General features: G+C 47.0%; 18 protein-coding genes. 13 read left to right on the top strand and 5 right to left on the bottom strand.

What is annotated here, in order from left to right:
- Window positions 1-45 precede the first annotated feature (45 nt).
- A complete protein-coding gene (locus tag T411_RS0113535) occupies window positions 46-297 on the bottom strand; it encodes a putative hemolysin (RefSeq protein ID WP_001043846.1) in 252 nt (83 codons plus the stop codon).
- Window positions 298-536: 239 nt separating this feature from the next.
- Between T411_RS0113535 and T411_RS0113530 the strand changes: the two genes are divergently transcribed.
- The 6 genes from T411_RS0113530 to T411_RS0113505 all read left to right on the top strand — a co-directional run bounded on the left by T411_RS0113530 (window position 537) and on the right by T411_RS0113505 (window position 7849).
- Window positions 537-1469, top strand: coding sequence for an exopolyphosphatase (locus T411_RS0113530; protein ID WP_000096571.1), 933 nt, complete (start codon window positions 537-539; stop codon window positions 1467-1469).
- A gap of 92 nt (window positions 1470-1561) precedes the next feature.
- The gene (locus T411_RS0113525; protein ID WP_000803725.1) at window positions 1562-2083 is read left to right on the top strand and encodes an NUDIX hydrolase; all 522 of its coding nucleotides are present in this window, start codon (window positions 1562-1564) and stop codon (window positions 2081-2083) included.
- Window positions 2084-2296: 213 nt separating this feature from the next.
- Window positions 2297-4114, top strand: coding sequence for an extracellular solute-binding protein (locus T411_RS0113520; RefSeq protein ID WP_001258210.1), 1818 nt, complete (start codon window positions 2297-2299; stop codon window positions 4112-4114).
- 8 nt (window positions 4115-4122) lie between these two features.
- A complete protein-coding gene (locus tag T411_RS0113515) occupies window positions 4123-5205 on the top strand; it encodes a microcin C ABC transporter permease YejB (protein ID WP_000954187.1) in 1083 nt (360 codons plus the stop codon).
- Window positions 5205-6260: an ABC transporter permease gene (locus T411_RS0113510; RefSeq protein ID WP_000525893.1), complete on the top strand. Its 1056-nt coding sequence runs from the start codon at window positions 5205-5207 to the stop codon at window positions 6258-6260. The genes T411_RS0113515 and T411_RS0113510 overlap by 1 nt, the downstream gene beginning before the upstream one ends.
- Window positions 6257-7849: an ABC transporter ATP-binding protein gene (locus T411_RS0113505; protein WP_001000856.1), complete on the top strand. Its 1593-nt coding sequence runs from the start codon at window positions 6257-6259 to the stop codon at window positions 7847-7849. Before T411_RS0113510 ends, T411_RS0113505 begins: the two co-directional genes overlap by 4 nt.
- 83 nt (window positions 7850-7932) lie before the next feature.
- Here T411_RS0113505 and T411_RS0113500 read toward each other — a convergent pair whose 3' ends face one another.
- Both T411_RS0113500 and T411_RS0113495 read right to left on the bottom strand, forming a co-directional pair.
- Window positions 7933-8325 (bottom strand): PPC domain-containing DNA-binding protein, encoded by a 393-nt coding sequence (locus T411_RS0113500; RefSeq protein WP_000581517.1) that lies wholly within the window; start codon window positions 8323-8325, stop codon window positions 7933-7935.
- Entirely contained in the window at window positions 8322-8918 is a 597-nt protein-coding gene (locus T411_RS0113495; protein ID WP_000101303.1) for a TetR/AcrR family transcriptional regulator, read from the bottom strand. Before T411_RS0113495 ends, T411_RS0113500 begins: the two co-directional genes overlap by 4 nt.
- 101 nt (window positions 8919-9019) lie before the next feature.
- Between T411_RS0113495 and T411_RS0113490 the strand changes: the two genes are divergently transcribed.
- Window positions 9020-9631, top strand: a complete 612-nt coding sequence (locus T411_RS0113490; RefSeq protein ID WP_000780723.1) for a glutathione S-transferase — start codon at window positions 9020-9022, stop codon at window positions 9629-9631.
- An 11-nt stretch (window positions 9632-9642) separates the two neighbouring features.
- Window positions 9643-10311, top strand: a complete 669-nt coding sequence (locus T411_RS0113485; RefSeq protein ID WP_000565042.1) for a glutathione S-transferase family protein — start codon at window positions 9643-9645, stop codon at window positions 10309-10311.
- Window positions 10312-10396: 85 nt separating this feature from the next.
- On the opposite strand, the gene T411_RS0113480 is transcribed toward T411_RS0113485, so the two are convergent.
- The gene (locus T411_RS0113480; protein WP_001911722.1) at window positions 10397-11146 is read right to left on the bottom strand and encodes a substrate-binding periplasmic protein; all 750 of its coding nucleotides are present in this window, start codon (window positions 11144-11146) and stop codon (window positions 10397-10399) included.
- 151 nt (window positions 11147-11297) lie between these two features.
- Here T411_RS0113480 and T411_RS0113475 point away from each other — a divergent pair, with 151 nt between their 5' ends.
- Complete coding sequence (locus T411_RS0113475) at window positions 11298-11780, top strand: RNA-binding S4 domain-containing protein (RefSeq protein ID WP_000129043.1); 483 nt, start codon at window positions 11298-11300, stop codon at window positions 11778-11780.
- A gap of 111 nt (window positions 11781-11891) precedes the next feature.
- On the opposite strand, the gene T411_RS0113470 is transcribed toward T411_RS0113475, so the two are convergent.
- A complete protein-coding gene (locus T411_RS0113470) occupies window positions 11892-12683 on the bottom strand; it encodes a M48 family metallopeptidase (RefSeq protein ID WP_000753574.1) in 792 nt (263 codons plus the stop codon).
- A 167-nt stretch (window positions 12684-12850) separates the two neighbouring features.
- On the opposite strand from T411_RS0113470, the gene T411_RS0113465 reads away from it, so the two are divergent.
- The 4 genes from T411_RS0113465 (at window position 12851) to T411_RS0113450 (ending at window position 16662) form a co-directional block, all read left to right on the top strand.
- Window positions 12851-13303: a hotdog fold thioesterase gene (locus tag T411_RS0113465; RefSeq protein ID WP_000029663.1), complete on the top strand. Its 453-nt coding sequence runs from the start codon at window positions 12851-12853 to the stop codon at window positions 13301-13303.
- Window positions 13304-13357: 54 nt separating this feature from the next.
- On the top strand, window positions 13358-13537 hold the full coding sequence (locus T411_RS0113460) for a DUF3389 family protein (RefSeq protein WP_227746412.1): 180 nt from the start codon (window positions 13358-13360) through the stop codon (window positions 13535-13537).
- A gap of 80 nt (window positions 13538-13617) precedes the next feature.
- Entirely contained in the window at window positions 13618-15315 is a 1698-nt protein-coding gene (locus T411_RS0113455) for an SgrR family transcriptional regulator (protein WP_000098143.1), read from the top strand.
- 369 nt (window positions 15316-15684) lie between these two features.
- Window positions 15685-16662: an IS481-like element ISVch1 family transposase gene (locus tag T411_RS0113450; protein ID WP_001889101.1), complete on the top strand. Its 978-nt coding sequence runs from the start codon at window positions 15685-15687 to the stop codon at window positions 16660-16662.
- Window positions 16663-16670 lie beyond the last annotated feature (8 nt).

Here is a 16670-nt window from a genome sequence, read left to right as displayed (position 1 = left end):
CCAAAAAGGCAGCTTAGCTGCCTCATCTATCCCAACCGGCGGTGACTATTGTTGGTCATGGTTTTGGCGAAAATATTCCCACTGTTCGATTTTCTCACCATCTTTGGTCACGCAGTAAGTGACGCGTTGCTCATTCTCTGTCACCATCTCCAACTGACCCCCTTGCTCCACACAGTAAACGGAAGCTGGGTTTGCCATAGAAGTGTATTCCTTAACGGTGTACTCATTCTCTTGGCGCGCACAGCCAGTGAGCAGAACGGCACCAACAACAGTGAGTAATAGGGCGGTTTTATTCATGCTTTCTCCATTTTTTGTTACGGGTTGCATATCAGTATTCTACAAAATTAATTTTTTGCTATATGTCAGATTTGTCAAAAGATTGATGCTGTCTACAATTAATAAAAGCTCAAATAAACAACATTTTTGTTTCATTTTAGGTTTGGTATCCCATGATTGGCCGTTAAGACGTCAATGTATATGGTGCAACAGGGTGTTTCTAATGGGCAGGGATCTCAAAGCTTTGAAGAGGGAAGAACATGTCATCACTCAAGTATCGATTAGTGACACGCAGTGATTTTGATGGTTTGGTGTGTGCAGTTTTGCTCAAAAGTATCGAGCTGATTGATGACATCCAGTTTGTCCATCCGAAAGATATGCAAGATGGTAAAGTCCCGATCACGGAGCGAGACATCATCACTAACTTACCTTATGTCGCCAACGCGCATTTGGTATTTGATCATCACCACTCAGAAACCCTCAGAAATAAAGGCGAGAGACCGAATCACATTATTAACCCGAATGCGCCTTCGGCCGCGCGTGTGGTGTGGGAGCACTACGGCGGAACCAAAACCTTTCCGTTTGAATGGGTTGAAATGATGGAGGCGGTAGATAAAGGGGATTCGGCGCAATTTACCCGCGATGAGGTCTTAGATTCTACGGGCTGGAATTTGCTCAACTTTTTGATGGATGCTCGGACGGGTCTTGGACGTTTCCACAATTTCCGGATCTCTAATTACAACTTAATGATGGCATTGATTGATCACTGCACTCACGCATCGATTGACGAAATCCTGCAACTACCAGATGTGAAAGAACGGGTAGAACTGTACCGTAAACATGAAACCTTGTTTAAAGAGCAGATCCAGCGCTGTGGTAAGGTTTACCAAAATCTGGTGTTGCTTGATCTTACAGAAGAAGAAACCATCTATGCAGGGAACCGTTTTATCATTTATGCCCTTTATCCGCAGTGCAATATTTCTATTCATAAAATGTGGGGATTCCAGAAACAGAACATCGTGTTCGCCACCGGAAAATCGATTTTCGATCGCAGCTCGAGAACCAATATCGGTGAATTGATGCTCAAATATGGTGGGGGTGGACACGCTGCCGCAGGTACCTGCCAGATCGCGATTGAAGATGCGGATCGCGTCGAAAAAGCCTTGATCACCCAGATCAATGCGGATGGTTAAATTTGATTCAGCGCAAATAGACCCTGATTTATCAGGGTCTTCGACTTTTTGATGTGTTAGCATCGCTCAAAACCGTTGGAAAAGGAGAGCCGATGAAACCTCTATATGTCGCTATACACCCTGATATTAAACCGTTGAACCAGCAGCGAATTATGCAACGTAAAGCCGCTCGCGCGATTGCTATGCGCGGTGAACGCATTTTGCTCCTCTACACTGAGCGTTACCACGATTATTCTTTGCCCGGTGGTGGATTAGAAAGCAATGAAGATGTGCTGATGGGCATGATCCGCGAGCTGCAAGAAGAGACCGGGGCGCAAAATGTCCGCAACATCCAACCCTTTGGCTTATACCAAGAATTTCGCCCTTGGCATAAACAGCAAGAAGCGGATGTGATCCACATGGTGTCTTATTGTTATTGCTGTGAGGTGGATGAAAAACTGGGTCAGACCCAGCTTGAAAACTACGAGCAACGTAATGGCATGAAACCTATGTGGGTGAACATCCACGAAGCGATTGCTCATAACGAGCAAACCCTGCTCAATGATTCACGCAAAGGCATGAGCATTGAGCGTGAAACCTACCTTTTACGGTTAATTGCTAAAACCCTTCATTGATCACATTTTCAGGGGAAGAATTTCCCCTGAACTCACTTGCCGCCGACCTGCCACTTCAAGTAGTTTGTGACTATACTATCCAAGTAACTGAATTATTAATAATTTCAAATGTCTTATACCCAAACGATTTGACGTTGAATGCCGCTAACTTGGCTGCAGCTTCAAATGGGAAGGTATTGATTATCTGTTTACGTCGTGTTGAGGGAGAAAGCCATGCGCAGTTGGAAGCCGATTGCTTTAGGAGTGACGCTCGCGTTATCGAGCCAATTCAGTTGGGCGGCCGTGATAGAAACCACTCGGCTGGTTGGGTTTGGGGAAGCTAAATACCCAGAAAACTTTACGCACTTTGATTATGTCAACCCACAAGCCCCCAAATACGGCAAAGTGACCTTCGGTGAGTTGGGCACATACGACAACTTTAACCGTTTTGCTTCACGTGGCGTGGCGGCGGCCAATACCGCAGAGCTGTATGATCCTCTCATGTTTTCTCCTGCGGATGAAATTGACTCTTACTATCCCTTGATTGCCAGTAAAATTCGCTATTCCGATGATTTCACTTGGCTGGAAATTGATCTCAATCCGAATGCGCGTTTCCATGATGGCAAACCGATCACCGCGCAGGATGTGGAGTTCTCTTTTGAGAAGTTTATGGCCGAAGGTGTCCCGCAATATCGAGTGTATTATCAGGATGTAAAATCCGTGAAAGCCATTGCTGAGCGGACAGTACGCATTGAAATGAAGCAGCCAAACCGTGAACAGTTATTTAGCTTGGCGCAATCGACCCGAGTCTTACCCAAACATTACTGGCAATACAAGAATTTGGCCGAGCCGCTCAATGAGCCTCCCGTTGGGAGTGGGGCTTATCAAATTGTCGATTTCAAACCCGGTCAAAGTGTGACCTATAAACTGAATCCGGACTATTGGGCAAAAGATTTGCCGGTCAACGTTGGGCGCAACAACTTCGCCCAGATCCAGTACGACTACTATCGCGATGACACCGTGATGCTGGAGGCGTTTAAAGCGGGTGAGTTTGATTTACGTGAAGAGAACCAAGCCAAGTTCTGGGCGACCTCTTACACTGGGCGTAATTTTGACCAAGGTTTGATTAAGAAAGAGGAAATTGCTCACCAAGCGCCAGCCTCTACTCAGGGATTTATTTTCAATACACAGCGTCCTGTGTTCCAAGATGTTCGAGTCCGTGAGGCACTCAACTACGCCTTAGACTTTGAATGGATGAACAAAAACCTGTTCTACGATCAATACCAGCGAACCCGCAGCTATTTCCAAAACACCGAATACGAGGCTCAAGGTCTGCCGAATGCCGCAGAACTTGCTGTGCTCACCCCTTACAAAGAACAACTACCCGCTCGGGTATTTACGGAAACTTATCAGCCTTCCGTGACCGATGGCAGCGGACGAATTCGCACCCAAATGCGCGAAGCATTTGCCTTGCTGAAAGAAGCGGGATGGGAGCTGAAAAATAAGGTGATGACCAACGTCAAGACTGGTGAGCCACTCAGTTTTGAACTGCTGATTTACAGTCCAACAACGGAGCGAATTGCGATTCCTCTGCAAAAAAATCTGCAACTCATGGGGATTGAGATGAAGATCCGCACGGTCGACACCACGCAATACACCAAACGTCTGCGTGATCGTGATTTTGACATGATATCGCACGGCTTTAGCGCGAATCCTTACCCGAGCCCGAATCTACTGATTGTCTGGAATTCCAATTATATGGACTCCAGCTACAACTCAGCGGGGGCCAATCATCCGGTGCTTGATGCTCTGACCGAACAAATAGCCAAAAGCCAGCAAGATACCGAAAAACTTCGCGCACTGGGTTCAGCACTCGATCGCGTGTTGCAATGGAATTTCTACATCATTCCGCAATGGCATTTGAGTATGTACCGTGTGGCGATGTGGGATAAATTCAGCCGCCCAAGTGTGCTACCGAAATATTCTCTTGGTTTAGACACCTGGTGGATAGATCAAGAGAAAGCCGCGCGGCTACCTGAAAAACGGCGTTAGGAGGCGCAATGCTCAGTTATATTCTGCGCCGTTTGTTACTGGTGGTGCCCACATTGTGGGCCATCATCACCATTAACTTTTTTATTATTCAGATTGCTCCTGGGGGCCCAGTAGAGCAGGCCATTGCTCAGTTGGAAGGTAACACCTCCGGCGTCATGGAGCGTTTTACGGGAGGCGGGCAAGAAGTCGCGGCGCCGACGGATGCGTCGGTTTCTGGTTATAAAGGTTCACGTGGACTTGATCCGCAAGTGGTCGAAGAGATCACCCGTCGTTTTGGCTTTGATAAGCCCATCCATGAACGCTATTTCCAGATGCTTAAGGATTACGCCACGTTTAATTTTGGCGAAAGCTTATTTCGTGGCGGCGATGTGATTGACTTGATTGTGGAGCGATTACCGGTTTCCATTTCCCTCGGATTGTGGAGCACGCTGCTGATCTATCTGATTTCGATTCCTTTGGGGATCAGCAAAGCGATTCATCACGGCTCGCGTTTTGATGTTTGGTCGAGTGCGGTGGTGATCATTGGCTACGCTATCCCCGGATTTCTGTTTGCGATCATCTTGATTATCCTCTTTGCCAGCGGCAACTATTTCAGTTGGTTTCCGCTGCGCGGTTTAGTTTCCGATAACTTCGCCAGCTTGCCTTGGTATCAACAAGTGCTCGATTACTTTTGGCACCTCACGTTACCCACATTAGCCATGGTCATTGGCGGTTTTGCTACGTTAAGCATGCTCACCAAAAACTCGTTTTTAGATGAGATTAACAAGCAATATGTGGTCACCGCGCGCGCGAAGGGGTTGGATGAACGGCGCATTCTCTACAAACATGTGTTTCGTAATGCCATGTTGATCATCATTGCCGGATTTCCGAGCGCATTTATCAGCATCTTCTTCACGGGTTCGATGTTGATTGAAGTGATGTTCTCGCTGGAAGGTATTGGTCTACTTGGCTTTGAAGCCACTATCCAACGTGATTATCCTTTGGTATTTAGTTCGTTGTATATCATGACATTGCTCGGGTTGTTGCTCAGCATCATTTCAGATTTGACTTACATGTGGGTTGACCCACGCATTGATTTTGAGGCTCGTTGATGGGGATGACAAAAGCAAGCAAGCGTGTGCCGAATCCGTTGACTGAGGCGCGTTGGGCGCGATTTAAAGCCAATCGGCGTGGTTTTTGGTCATTGTGGATTTTCTTATTGCTGTTTGTAGTGAGCTTGTTTGCTGAGCTTATCGCTAACGACAAGCCACTCCTCATTCAGTATGACGGAGCGTGGTACATGCCGATTGTACAGCGTTATAGCGAAACCCAATTTGGTGGAGAATTTGATACTGAAGCGGATTACACCGATCCCTATGTGGTTAGCTTGATTGAAGAGAAAGGGCAAATCATCTGGCCGCTGATCCGTTTTCATTATGACACCATCAATTTTGATATCACCGGCAGTGTGCCTTCTGCGCCGGATTCAGTGAACTGGTTAGGTACAGATGATAAAGGGCGCGACGTATTAGCTCGGATCATTTACGGTTTTCGAATCTCGGTGTTGTTTGGTTTTATTCTCACGGTGATTTCGTCACTGATTGGCGTTTTAATCGGTGCTACGCAAGGCTATTACGGCGGCTGGCTCGATCTGTTTGGGCAGCGCTTTATTGAAGTGTGGTCTGGCATGCCAACCTTGTTCCTTTTGATCATCTTATCGAGCTTTGTTGAGCCGAATTTCTGGTGGTTGCTCGGCATCATGGTGCTGTTTAGTTGGATGAGCTTGGTGGGCGTCGTGCGTGCCGAGTTTTTACGTTGCCGGAATTTTGATTATGTACGTGCTGCACAAGCGATGGGAGTCAGTGATATGCGCATTATTCTGCGCCATATGTTGCCAAACGCTATGGTCGCCTCGTTAACCATGATGCCGTTTATTCTTTCTGGCTCAGTCACTACTCTCACCTCATTGGATTTTCTTGGCTTTGGCTTGCCGGCCGGTTCACCGTCATTGGGCGAACTGCTCGCACAGGGCAAAGCCAACTTACAAGCGCCTTGGCTTGGTATTTCAGCGTTTGTGGTGCTGTCGGTCATGCTGACTTTACTGGTCTTTATCGGTGAAGCGGTACGTGATGCCTTTGACCCTCATTTACAACGGAGCCGCGCATGAACGATTGGGTATTGAAGATAGATAACCTGTCGGTGGGCTTTGGTATCGCAGGGCAGGCACGCCCTGTGACGGAAGGGGTAAGCTTAACCATTGCGCGTGGTGAAACGTTGGCTTTGGTGGGAGAAAGTGGCTCGGGAAAATCCGTGACAGCCAACGCGATTTTGCGTTTGTTGCCCAAAGGATCGGCGCACTATTTAAGTGGCAGCATTCATTTTGGCGATGTAGATACCCTGCGCTGCTCAGAGCGCGCGCTGCGCGGCATCCGCGGGGGACGCATAGGGATGATTTTTCAAGAGCCGATGGTCTCGCTTAATCCTCTGCACAAAATTGGAAAACAGTTGGTGGAAACCTTAGCGATCCATCGAGGATTACGTGCAACGGCAGCAGAGCAAAAAGCGATTGAATGGCTTGGCAAGGTGGGGATTCGTCATCCTGAAATTAAGATCAATGCCTATCCGCATGAACTCTCAGGCGGTGAGCGGCAACGTGTGATGATTGCCATGGCGCTAATCAATGAACCCGAGCTACTGATTGCCGATGAACCTACCACAGCATTAGATGTTTCGGTACAAGCACAGATTTTGGATTTACTTAAATCTCTGCAACAAGAATTGGGCATGGCGATGTTGTTCATTACCCATGATTTGAGCATAGTGCGCCGAATTGCTGACCGAGTGGCAGTGATGCAAAGTGGCCAATTGGTCGAAACTAACGCGTGCCACACTTTGTTTGCTGCGCCTGCACATCCCTATACCCAGCAGTTGATCAATGCCGATCCGCGTGGTGTGCCCGTCCCTACAGCGATGGATGCTCCGACGCTGCTGCAAGCGGAAAAGTTACGGGTGTGGTTTCCAATCAAAGGCGGTTATTTTCGCCGCACTCAAGCCTATATAAAAGCGGTTACAGATATGAGTTTCACCTTGGCCAAAGGGCAATCGTTGGGTTTGGTGGGGGAAAGTGGTTCAGGGAAATCGACCACGGGCATGGCGATTCTCAAGCTTCTCGCCTCACAAGGGGCTATCCGTTTTGCAGGGCAAGATCTGCAAGCTCTCAAACGCCGTGAAATGCTGCCGTATCGCAGTAAAATGCAGGTGGTGTTTCAAGACCCATATTCTGCGCTTAATCCTCGAATGTCGGTGGCGCAAGTGATAGGCGAGGGTTTACGCGTGCATAGCCAGCTTAATGATGACGAGATTGATCACGCGATTTGCGCGGTGATGCAGGAAGTCGGCCTAGATGTAGACACTCGGCATCGCTATCCCAATGAATTTTCTGGTGGTCAACGGCAGCGTATCGCGATTGCGCGTGCGTTGGTGCTCAAGCCTGAGTTCATATTGCTTGATGAGCCAACCTCATCGCTAGACCGAACTGTACAAGCGCAAGTACTGGATTTGCTGAAAGATTTGCAGCAGAAATACCAATTAACCTATCTGTTTATTAGCCATGATCTCGCGGTGATCCGCGCTTTATGTCACCACACCATAGTGATGAAAGCGGGGGAGATTGTCGAACATGGCGAAACTCAAAGCCTATTTGAGAATCCAAGTCACCCGTATACGCAGCAGCTAGTGCGTCTTTCTCTGTTGTAATCGGGCGAGTAATTGTCTTCCTATACTTCTTCTTACTTGGAGTTGCAGCCAACACTGCTGCCGCTTCAAGTAAGAAGGATTCACTATGAGACCACAAGTTCGCTATAGCCAGTATTGGGGTCAAACTCTCGTGTAAAGTGGTGCTGCGGATAGTGATGGATCATCAATTCTGCCGTGGTATTGATAAGGTTCCCCTCGAGCAAATGCCCACCCCAAACACGCCCCTGTGCATCAGCAACCGCGATATGCAAATGGCAATGTTGGTACGTCAAAGTGCCGGAGAGTGACAGAATCTCAAACGGGGCACTCACTTGTAGGGTAGAAACACTATCGGCAAGGCGAATATGCAACGTCGATAAGCATCCCACGCATGACGCAATAGAGCCTGCATGGATTCGATGTTGTTGAACGAGCTGTACAATCTGCTGCTTTAAATCCATTCCTCGAGTTAAGCGCAGGGCAATCAAATGGATCATGCTTTAGCCCCTGTAAAATCGCCCTCTATCAAACGGATCAAGGCTTCTAATCCCTGCTCAAGATTGGCATGGCGCTGCGCTTTGCCAAGCACGCGCATACCTTGCATCTGGGTCAAAACTAATGGCGCCAAAGAGTCCGCACAAAGATGAGCCGCAATTTGACCTTGTTGTATCGCATTGTTGAGCGCACGGGCGATCAGGTGCAGCAGATGATCAAATAACGCGTGACCTTTGTTTAAGACTTCATCGTCCGTGTCTGCATGCTCAACCAAAGCATTTTGCATAAAACAACCACGGTTTCCCTCGCGTTGGAGCGCGGCAAAATGTTGCAAAAACGCTTTCAATTCTGGCCACGCCGCACTTTCGAGCTCGAGATCTTTAAGGGCAGGGGAACTGACCAAATTCAGATAACGATCCAGCGCTTCATAATAGAGCTTTTGCTTATCACCAAACGCGTTGTAAAGGCTAAAGCGATTGATTTGTAAGTGATCGACCAAATCGGATATCGCGGTATTGGCATACCCTTTTTGCCAAAACAGCGTCATTGCTTGGTGTAATTTCTCTTCGCGATCAAAGTTGCATTTTCTTGCCATTGTAAACTCGGTTGCTTAAATCTATTCTTGACTGAACGTTCAGAAACTGCGTAGAGTATATCCAGAACGATCGTTCAGAAAAAGGAATTAAGGATAGCAACATGAAATTATATGAAACCGCGATGACGCCAAGCTGTCGCAGAGTCTCGATTTTTCTTAAAGAATTAGGCATTGATGTTGAGCGTGTTCAGGTGGACGTTCGTGGTGGTGAAAACTTATCGGATACCTTTAAAAGCAAAAGTCTGAACGGCAAAGTGCCTCTGCTTGAACTGGATGAGGGTACAACACTGTGTGAAAGTGTGGCGATTTGTCGTTATTTCGACCTTACCTATCCCAATACGCACAAGTTGTTCGGGGATTCAGCATTAGAACAAGCTCAAGTTGAAATGTGGCATCGAGTGGTTGAGTTTCAAGGCTTGTATGCAGGATTTCAGGCGTTTCGAAATCTAAGCGGTATCTATAAAGATCGTGAACACTGCGTTTACGCGTGGGGTGAAGAGAGCAAAGCACGCGTGGCAGCCTTTTTGCCACAACTTGAGCAGCGATTGGCACAGTCGCGATTTATTGCCACAGATCGTTTCACCATTGTTGATATTACCGCCTACATTTTTATTGGTTTCGCCCAAAAAGCGCTCGAACTTTCTGTGTTTGAACACTATCCGCACATCACTCGTTGGTTTGAGCAACTCTCGCAACGACCAGCCTTTCAATAAAGGATTTTTCTATGATTGATTTTTATACTGCAGCAACACCGAATGGTCACAAAATTGCCATCGCATTGGAAGAGATGGGCTTGGAATACACCACCCACGCGCTCAACCTTTCGAACAACGACCAAAAACAGCCCGCATTTACCGCGATTAACCCAAATGGGCGTATTCCGGCGATTGTTGACCGTGATAATGAAGATTTTGCGGTGTTTGAGTCGGGTGCGATTTTGCTCTATCTCGCAGAGAAAACTGGAAAGTTCTTACCCCAAGAAAGCAAAGCGCGCTCCAAAGTGATCCAATGGTTAATGTTTCAAATGAGTGGCGTGGGGCCGATGATGGGGCAGGCCAACGTGTTTTATCGCTATTTCCCAGAGAAAATCCAACCAGCTATCGATCGTTATCAAAAAGAGGGACGCCGTCTGTTTGAAGTGATGGATGGCCAGCTAGCCCAAAACCCGTATTTGGCCGGAGATGAATACACGATTGCTGATATCGCGACCTTTCCATGGGTTCGAATCCATGAATGGAGTGGGATCTCGATTGACGGTCTGACTCATTTACAGCGTTGGATGAACGAGATCGCTGCGCGTCCTGCCGTAGTGAAAGGGTTAACCGTACCACCTCCGAGTAACGTCAGTGATGATGAGCGAGCTAAACAGATCCGCAATATGGTAACACGCTAAAGATCACGGCATTTGATGGTTCCTCAAACGGCTCACGTTACTGCACACTCACACCGCTGTAGCTTGACGTCGTAAGGGAGCCACATTACTCAATATAGCGGCCAACAATCTTGTCGAGTTGGCCGCTGCTTTTTAGCTCTGCAAGAGCGCTGTTGAATGCGGCTACAAACTGGCTCTGGTAAGGGTATTGCTCGAGGTTTCGGTTGGTAAATCCGATATAGCCTTGCTCTAAACTGATTTTGGCGGCCATGGAAAAGTTAACGGTATCGACAATGCCCTCACGCTTTAATCGTGTGAGTTCCCATAAGATCGAGATGCGGTCGTTGACATAGCAATCTATTCTGTCACCGCGTAACTTTAGTAGATTGACGCGATTGCCGTTAGCGTATTTCACCTCGATTTTCTTTTCTTCGACGGCCTTCCAAAACGCTTGACCGCCTAGGCTGAATCCATCGTTCATTCCTATGGTTAAACCGTAAAAGTCCCGAGGCCATTCGGTGGACTTGCGTTTGCTGAGCCATGCGTTTTGACAAAAAACCACCACCTCTTCATCTAGGATAGGGTCTGAGTAAGGATGAATGTAAGGTCGGCGCTGCGGATAATAATAGGGGGGAAGCAAAGCAAAAATTCTTCCTGCTTCGAGTAGCTTGAGCCCACGTCGCCAAGGGATGGGTTGTAACTCAATCTCAAATTCTGTCATCAAAACATCGGCGGCACGAAGTATTTCAGGATAGATACCCACGGCACGGCCATTTTCAGCATAACTGTATGGCGGATAAGCATCATCCGCAAAAATGGTGACCCTTTGCGGCTTGGCATGGAGGCAGGTCGACATCAAGCAAAGTGAAGCAAAAAGTAACCCAATGCGCATAGTCGCCTTGTTTGAAGGAGTGGTAATTAACTTTAGTTTAGTGGCTATTTGGATTGACGTTGGTAAAAAACTTTGAAAAGGCTAAACTGCGTAAAAATTTTTTGAGAGTAGTGTCATGACCGACGAGCAATTCAACCCGCAAGATGAAGAAATCGAAATAGAAGCGATTGGTGTTGAGGTCTCTTGCCAGCCGATTGAGCTGCACAAAGTGTTAAAAATTGCCAATGCCGTAAGTGGAGGTGGTGAAGCAAAACACGTGATCAGTGAAGGCTATGTGTTTGTTAATGGCGATGTAGAAACTCGCAAACGCTGCAAAGTGTTTGATGGCGATCTGATTGAATTTAACCAAGAGTTTTATTTGGTGATTTGTGATGCACCAGTGACAGAGCCAGAGTCATTCGATACTCAACCTGAGCTAGCATCGTCGCACAAGCCGACAAAAACGCAGAAGAAGTCTTCAGCCAACACTTCGGCCAAATCCAAGCCATCAAAAAACAACAAAACCGTATCTGGACAAAAAAAAGCCAAGAACGATAAAAAATCACCACAAAGCGACAGCAAATCCCCATCAGGGCGCAGTGCTATCCGATTCTTTTGACGTGATGTTTGTTTTATGAAGGCGCTATGTTTTTGAAATCTCGTCGTTTTTATAAAAACAGTATTGAGCAGACGAGAGCACCTGAAAACCGGCGTTATTAAAAACCAGAAACTAGAGAGCACACTGAGCTTTAGAACCTTGATGTGGTGGCAGTGTACTGATCGTTGCACTCAAATCGCTGATACGGGTGCTGTGTGATGGGTGGGTCGAAAGCAGCTCAGGCGGCTGTTTTCCTCCAGACGCTTTGGCCATATTTTTCCAAAGCTCAATGCTCTGATAAGGATCAAAGCCTGCTCTTGCCATCAAGGCCAATCCTAATATATCGGCTTCTGACTCTTGGCTGCGGCCATAGGGCAAAATTACCCCGTATTGCACACCAACGCCGAGCGCGGACATGGTCAGATTACGATATTGCGCATATTCAGATGCCCCAATTGCGATATCCGTCAGTTGTAAGCCGGCATGCGCTAATTGTGATTGCGATAAACGCTCATTACTGTGGTTTGACAGCACATGAGCGATTTCATGGCCAATCACGGTCGCTAACTGGTCCTGATTCACCGCAACCTTCAGTAGACCCGTGTATACCCCAATTTTCCCACCCGGCAAGGCAAACGCGTTAACTTGGTCACTCTCAAACACGACCACTTCCCATTGCTCAAAACTACTTTGCTTGGGTACTTGAGCGGTAATCGCTTTGGTTACACACTGCACATACGCATTGGTTTTTGCATCTTTACTGATTGGAATTTCCTGTTTCATCTGCGTGAAAGACTTCGCGCCAAGCTGACTCATGTCGTTGTCAGAAAACAGTAGCAATTGATTTCGGCCTGTCGGTGAAGCGCTGCATGCCGCTAAGCCAAGAGTCATTAATAAAGTGAGCGCCAGTTGCGTCTTTTTCATCTTATAGTCCTTATTTCTGTGGCGATCGATGAATGGCGTTTATATTAGCACCATACATTCATAATGTTATCCCCTCATCTTTACTTTCGCAGACTTGGTGCACGACTTTGTGTTCGCTGGATGGAGTCGTTACAATGAGCCACTTTTACTCGTTCAGGACTCAAGCGATGTCGATTTGGAATAAGCCCATCAGTTTAGAAACACTCAATGCCACATCGAAAAATACGTTAATTGAACATTTAAATATCATTTACACCGAAGTGACAGAAAATAGCATTTCCGCCACTATGCCGGTGTGCCATTTCACACATCAACCACTTGGCATGTTGCATGGTGGCGCTTCGGTGGTGCTCGCGGAAACCTTAGGTTCAGTAGCGGCCAATTTCAGTGTGGGTGAAGACGCTTACTGTGTGGGCTTGGATATCAATGCTAACCATGTCCGTGCGATGCGTGAAGGTTTAGTGACGGGTACTGCAGTACCGTTGCACATCGGGGTATCGACTCAAGTGTGGCAAATTGAGATCAAAGATGAACAAGGACGACTGGTTTGTATTAGCCGTTTGACGGTCGCGGTGAAACGTTCACGCCCAAAGCAAGCCAAACCAGTAGCCGAGGTTTAAATGGTGATTCAATTTAGCGGTGGCAAAATCATTGTAACCCCCCATGAAGTTGTCGTGCGGCTCGGACATGAGAATCGCGTTACCTTGCAAGCCCAAGCGGAGGCCATCACGCTAATGGGAAAGGGGGCAAATGTGATGATAGCCAATGGCAGTGAAAGCAAATGGTCAGTGAAGCTCGATGATGAAGAGCAACTGAGCGCCATTGCTCAAACGTTAGGTTGTGACTTGCTTTAAAAGTTTTTGCGGTGGGCTTGCTAAAGCTGACAAAATAAGGAAACTGTCTAGAATTAGAAGTTAGATGAGATTTCCTCTTTATGAGCAGCCCGCGTTTACGTGTACAGTTCGAAACACTCTTTGAGCATTTTCAAGGTCAAGACGTTGAAACCCAACTGGAAGATGTCACCGATATTCTTTTTTGCACTCGACGTAATGCGCGTATTGTTCTCAATAAAATGGAAGAAGAGGGGTGGATTGAGTGGCATCCTGCGGCTGGGCGCGGCAAACTCTCGCAACTGCTCTTTAAACGCAGTCGCGCGGATGTCAGTGAGAACCTTGCGCGCCGTTATCTCAATGAAGGAAAGATAGGCCAAGCGTTTGCCGTGCTTGATCAGGACGCCGCAAAATTAACTCAAGTGATAGAAAGCTATCTTGGCGTTCAGCATCAAGAAGGTCTGCAAGTTGTCAGGTTGCCGTACTATCGTCAGCTATCGATGTTGAACCCACAAAAGCCGATGCGCCGCTCTGAACAGCATATTGCGCGACAGGTGTTTAGCGGACTTACGCGTCTTGATGAAGAAGAGCAATTACAGCCTGATTTAGCACACGCTTGGCAGGCGCTATCAGATACTCACTGGCGGTTTTACTTACGCCCCGGAGTGCGCTTTCATAATGGCAATCTCCTCACCACCGAACTGATTGTGCAAAATCTTTGGCAGCTACGGTTGCTTAATCTTTTTGCCCATATTGACCGAGTTGACTCACCTTACCCTTGGGCGGTCGATGTGCATCTACAAAAGCCCGATACCCGCTTACCGCTGTTGCTTGCCGAAGCCTGTGCCAAAATCCTCCCTGCGGAGTCCGATCGCAATCCCGATTTTGATTTAATGCCAGTAGGAACGGGGCCCTACAAAGTGGTTCTAAACGATGAAAAACGTTTGGTTTTGCAAGCGTTTGATGGCTACTTTGGTTTTCGTCCACTGCTGGACCGAGTTGAAGTTTGGGTGATTGATGAAGTGCACTCTTCGATGGTTTTTCCAAGCTTATCCAATCCGATGAAAACCGCTCGAGGATCATCAACCGAAGAGGTAGAGCTGGATCCCGGCTGCACCTATTTACTGCTTAATCGTCGTAATGGCGTTGCCAAAGATGAACATTGGGCGCGCTATCTCACTGATAAACTTAATGCGCTCAACCTGTTTCGTCTTCTGCCGGAAGAGAAAATCATTGAACTTGGGGTGTTGCCAGCCTATGGGTTAAAACCCGGGTGGTATCACCACTCAGCGGCAGCGCAAAAAACGTTACCGCCAGAATCCAAAGAACTTACGATTGCCTATCACGCTCAGCATCCTATGTTTCCGACTGTTGCTAATGCGATTAAACAATTGCTCAGCCAAGATGGGATCACAGTCAATGTCATCAAATATGAACACACGGTCGTTGAAACTGAAAATGTGGATATTTGGATTAAGCCAATGGGTATTGCTAATCACCGTGATGATGCGTTAGCGGGGTGGTTACTCAATTACTCCGATATTGAGTTTTTGAGCAAAGGAGAGGATTTCAATCAGTGGGTGAGTTTGATTGATGCTTGGCGTGCTGACTCTTCTGCGCTCTTCCCTGCGAAAGAACTGGGGAAATCACTGGTGGAAAAACACCAACTGATCCCAATGTTCCACTGCTGGTTAGGTATCAGTAAAGATCAGTGTGGTGCATTACAAAATGCGAAATGCAATGCGCTAGGTTGGTTCGATTTTAGCCAAGTCTGGGTAAAGCCCGACTTGTCAGAACACTAGCTTTTACTCACTCGTGGGATTTGATCTCGATCGCTAATTAGCCAGTTTCGCAAAATAAACACTGCTTGTCGGTAAGCCCAGTGCTAGACTATGTGCGAACTCAGTAGAATCGCTTAGGAGGATAAGTGGAACTGGCATTGATCATTGCTTTTATCGTTGCTGCTGCAGTAATGGTGAAAAAAGAGATGGCAGAGAACAAATAATTCATTTCATCACCTTTTAAATTCCTTTTGAATGAAGTGTTCTTTAAGAAAAAAGCCAGCGAAAGCTGGCTTTTTGTTATCGTTCCTAAACCACGGTAAAATGGTGCTTTTTAGAAGGATTTAGATGTGTGATTCATAGACATCCTTTCAACTATACTGGGTGTCTATGGACAGAGAAATCCAACAAAGACTACAGTGGGTAAAAATGTATGAGGAATGTGGTGATGCAGGCCTCGTATGTCGACGCTGTGGTATTTCCAGACCAACATTACGAAAGTGGGCTAAGCGATATAAGCAATGTGGAATCGCTGGTCTGGAAAGCCAGAGCAGACGCCCTCATTCATCTCCAGATACCAAACTCACTGATGAGCTAAGAGCATTGATCCTTACGATGCGTGACAAACGCAATTTAGGGGCGCGACGTTTACAAACGGAATTAATCCGACTTCACAAAATACACCTAAGCACAGCGACACTCCATAAAGTTTTATCCGAAGCATCAGTCAAACCCATCGTAACTTACCGACGCAAAAAAGATTTCCAAAGATATGAGCGCCCAATTCCTGGTGATAGAGTCCAGATGGACACGTGTAAAATAGCGCCTGGAATTTACCAGTATACAGCTATTGATGATTGCTCTCGCTATCGGGTTCTAAGGTGCTACTCTCGGCGCACAGCAGCAAATACAGTCGACTTTATCGATTGTGTCGTGGAAGAGATGCCATTTCCTATCCAGCGTATTCAGACGGACAGAGGGCGTGAATTCTTTGCTGAAAAAGTCCAGAAACAACTCATGATTTATGGGATCAAGTTTCGCCCAAATAAGCCTGGCTCACCTCACTTGAATGGCAAAGTGGAACGCTCGCAGAAAACAGATAAAAGTGAGTTCTATCCGACCATAGATGTCTCTGTGGGGCTGCAAGAACTGGATCTGCTACTAGCTGAATGGCAACACTACTACAACTGGGAACGGCCCCACAGCTCGTTAAATGGGCTAACCCCGATAGACAGGATTACTGAGATATCTGATCAAACTCCTTTGTCTGAAGAGGTATCTCAGAACTACCAGATCAAGAAAGAGCGGTTTCAAGAGCAAAATTACAAGCTCGATCTTCAGCTAAGAAAATTGAAACCATCTCTATGAATCACACA

The sequence above is a fragment of the Vibrio cholerae ATCC 14035 genome, assembly GCF_000621645.1.
In the GTDB taxonomy this organism is placed as follows: Bacteria; Pseudomonadota; Gammaproteobacteria; order Enterobacterales; family Vibrionaceae; genus Vibrio; species Vibrio cholerae.
Note: the sequence above shows the minus strand (reverse complement) of the source record. Positions and strands in the feature narration are given on the sequence as shown.

Bases quoted from the DNA above. Each gene is read 5' to 3' on its own strand.
- T411_RS0113465 (WP_000029663.1), top strand. From the start codon at position 12,851: ATGTCGATTTGGAATAAGCCCATCAGTTTAGAAACACTCAATGCCACA.
- T411_RS0113530 (WP_000096571.1), top strand. From the start codon at position 537: ATGTCATCACTCAAGTATCGATTAGTGACACGCAGTGATTTTGATGGT.
- T411_RS0113490 (WP_000780723.1), top strand. From the start codon at position 9,020: ATGAAATTATATGAAACCGCGATGACGCCAAGCTGTCGCAGAGTCTCG.
- T411_RS0113520 (WP_001258210.1), top strand. From the start codon at position 2,297: ATGCGCAGTTGGAAGCCGATTGCTTTAGGAGTGACGCTCGCGTTATCG.
- T411_RS0113455 (WP_000098143.1), top strand. From the start codon at position 13,618: ATGAGCAGCCCGCGTTTACGTGTACAGTTCGAAACACTCTTTGAGCAT.
- T411_RS0113485 (WP_000565042.1), top strand. From the start codon at position 9,643: ATGATTGATTTTTATACTGCAGCAACACCGAATGGTCACAAAATTGCC.
- T411_RS0113480 (WP_001911722.1), bottom strand. From the start codon at position 11,146: ATGTCGACCTGCCTCCATGCCAAGCCGCAAAGGGTCACCATTTTTGCG.
- T411_RS0113510 (WP_000525893.1), top strand. From the start codon at position 5,205: ATGGGGATGACAAAAGCAAGCAAGCGTGTGCCGAATCCGTTGACTGAG.
- T411_RS0113450 (WP_001889101.1), top strand. From the start codon at position 15,685: ATGGACAGAGAAATCCAACAAAGACTACAGTGGGTAAAAATGTATGAG.
- T411_RS0113500 (WP_000581517.1), bottom strand. From the start codon at position 8,325: ATGATCCATTTGATTGCCCTGCGCTTAACTCGAGGAATGGATTTAAAG.
- T411_RS0113515 (WP_000954187.1), top strand. From the start codon at position 4,123: ATGCTCAGTTATATTCTGCGCCGTTTGTTACTGGTGGTGCCCACATTG.
- T411_RS0113535 (WP_001043846.1), bottom strand. From the start codon at position 297: ATGAATAAAACCGCCCTATTACTCACTGTTGTTGGTGCCGTTCTGCTC.
- T411_RS0113475 (WP_000129043.1), top strand. From the start codon at position 11,298: ATGACCGACGAGCAATTCAACCCGCAAGATGAAGAAATCGAAATAGAA.
- T411_RS0113525 (WP_000803725.1), top strand. From the start codon at position 1,562: ATGAAACCTCTATATGTCGCTATACACCCTGATATTAAACCGTTGAAC.
- T411_RS0113505 (WP_001000856.1), top strand. From the start codon at position 6,257: ATGAACGATTGGGTATTGAAGATAGATAACCTGTCGGTGGGCTTTGGT.
- T411_RS0113470 (WP_000753574.1), bottom strand. From the start codon at position 12,683: ATGAAAAAGACGCAACTGGCGCTCACTTTATTAATGACTCTTGGCTTA.
- T411_RS0113495 (WP_000101303.1), bottom strand. From the start codon at position 8,918: ATGGCAAGAAAATGCAACTTTGATCGCGAAGAGAAATTACACCAAGCA.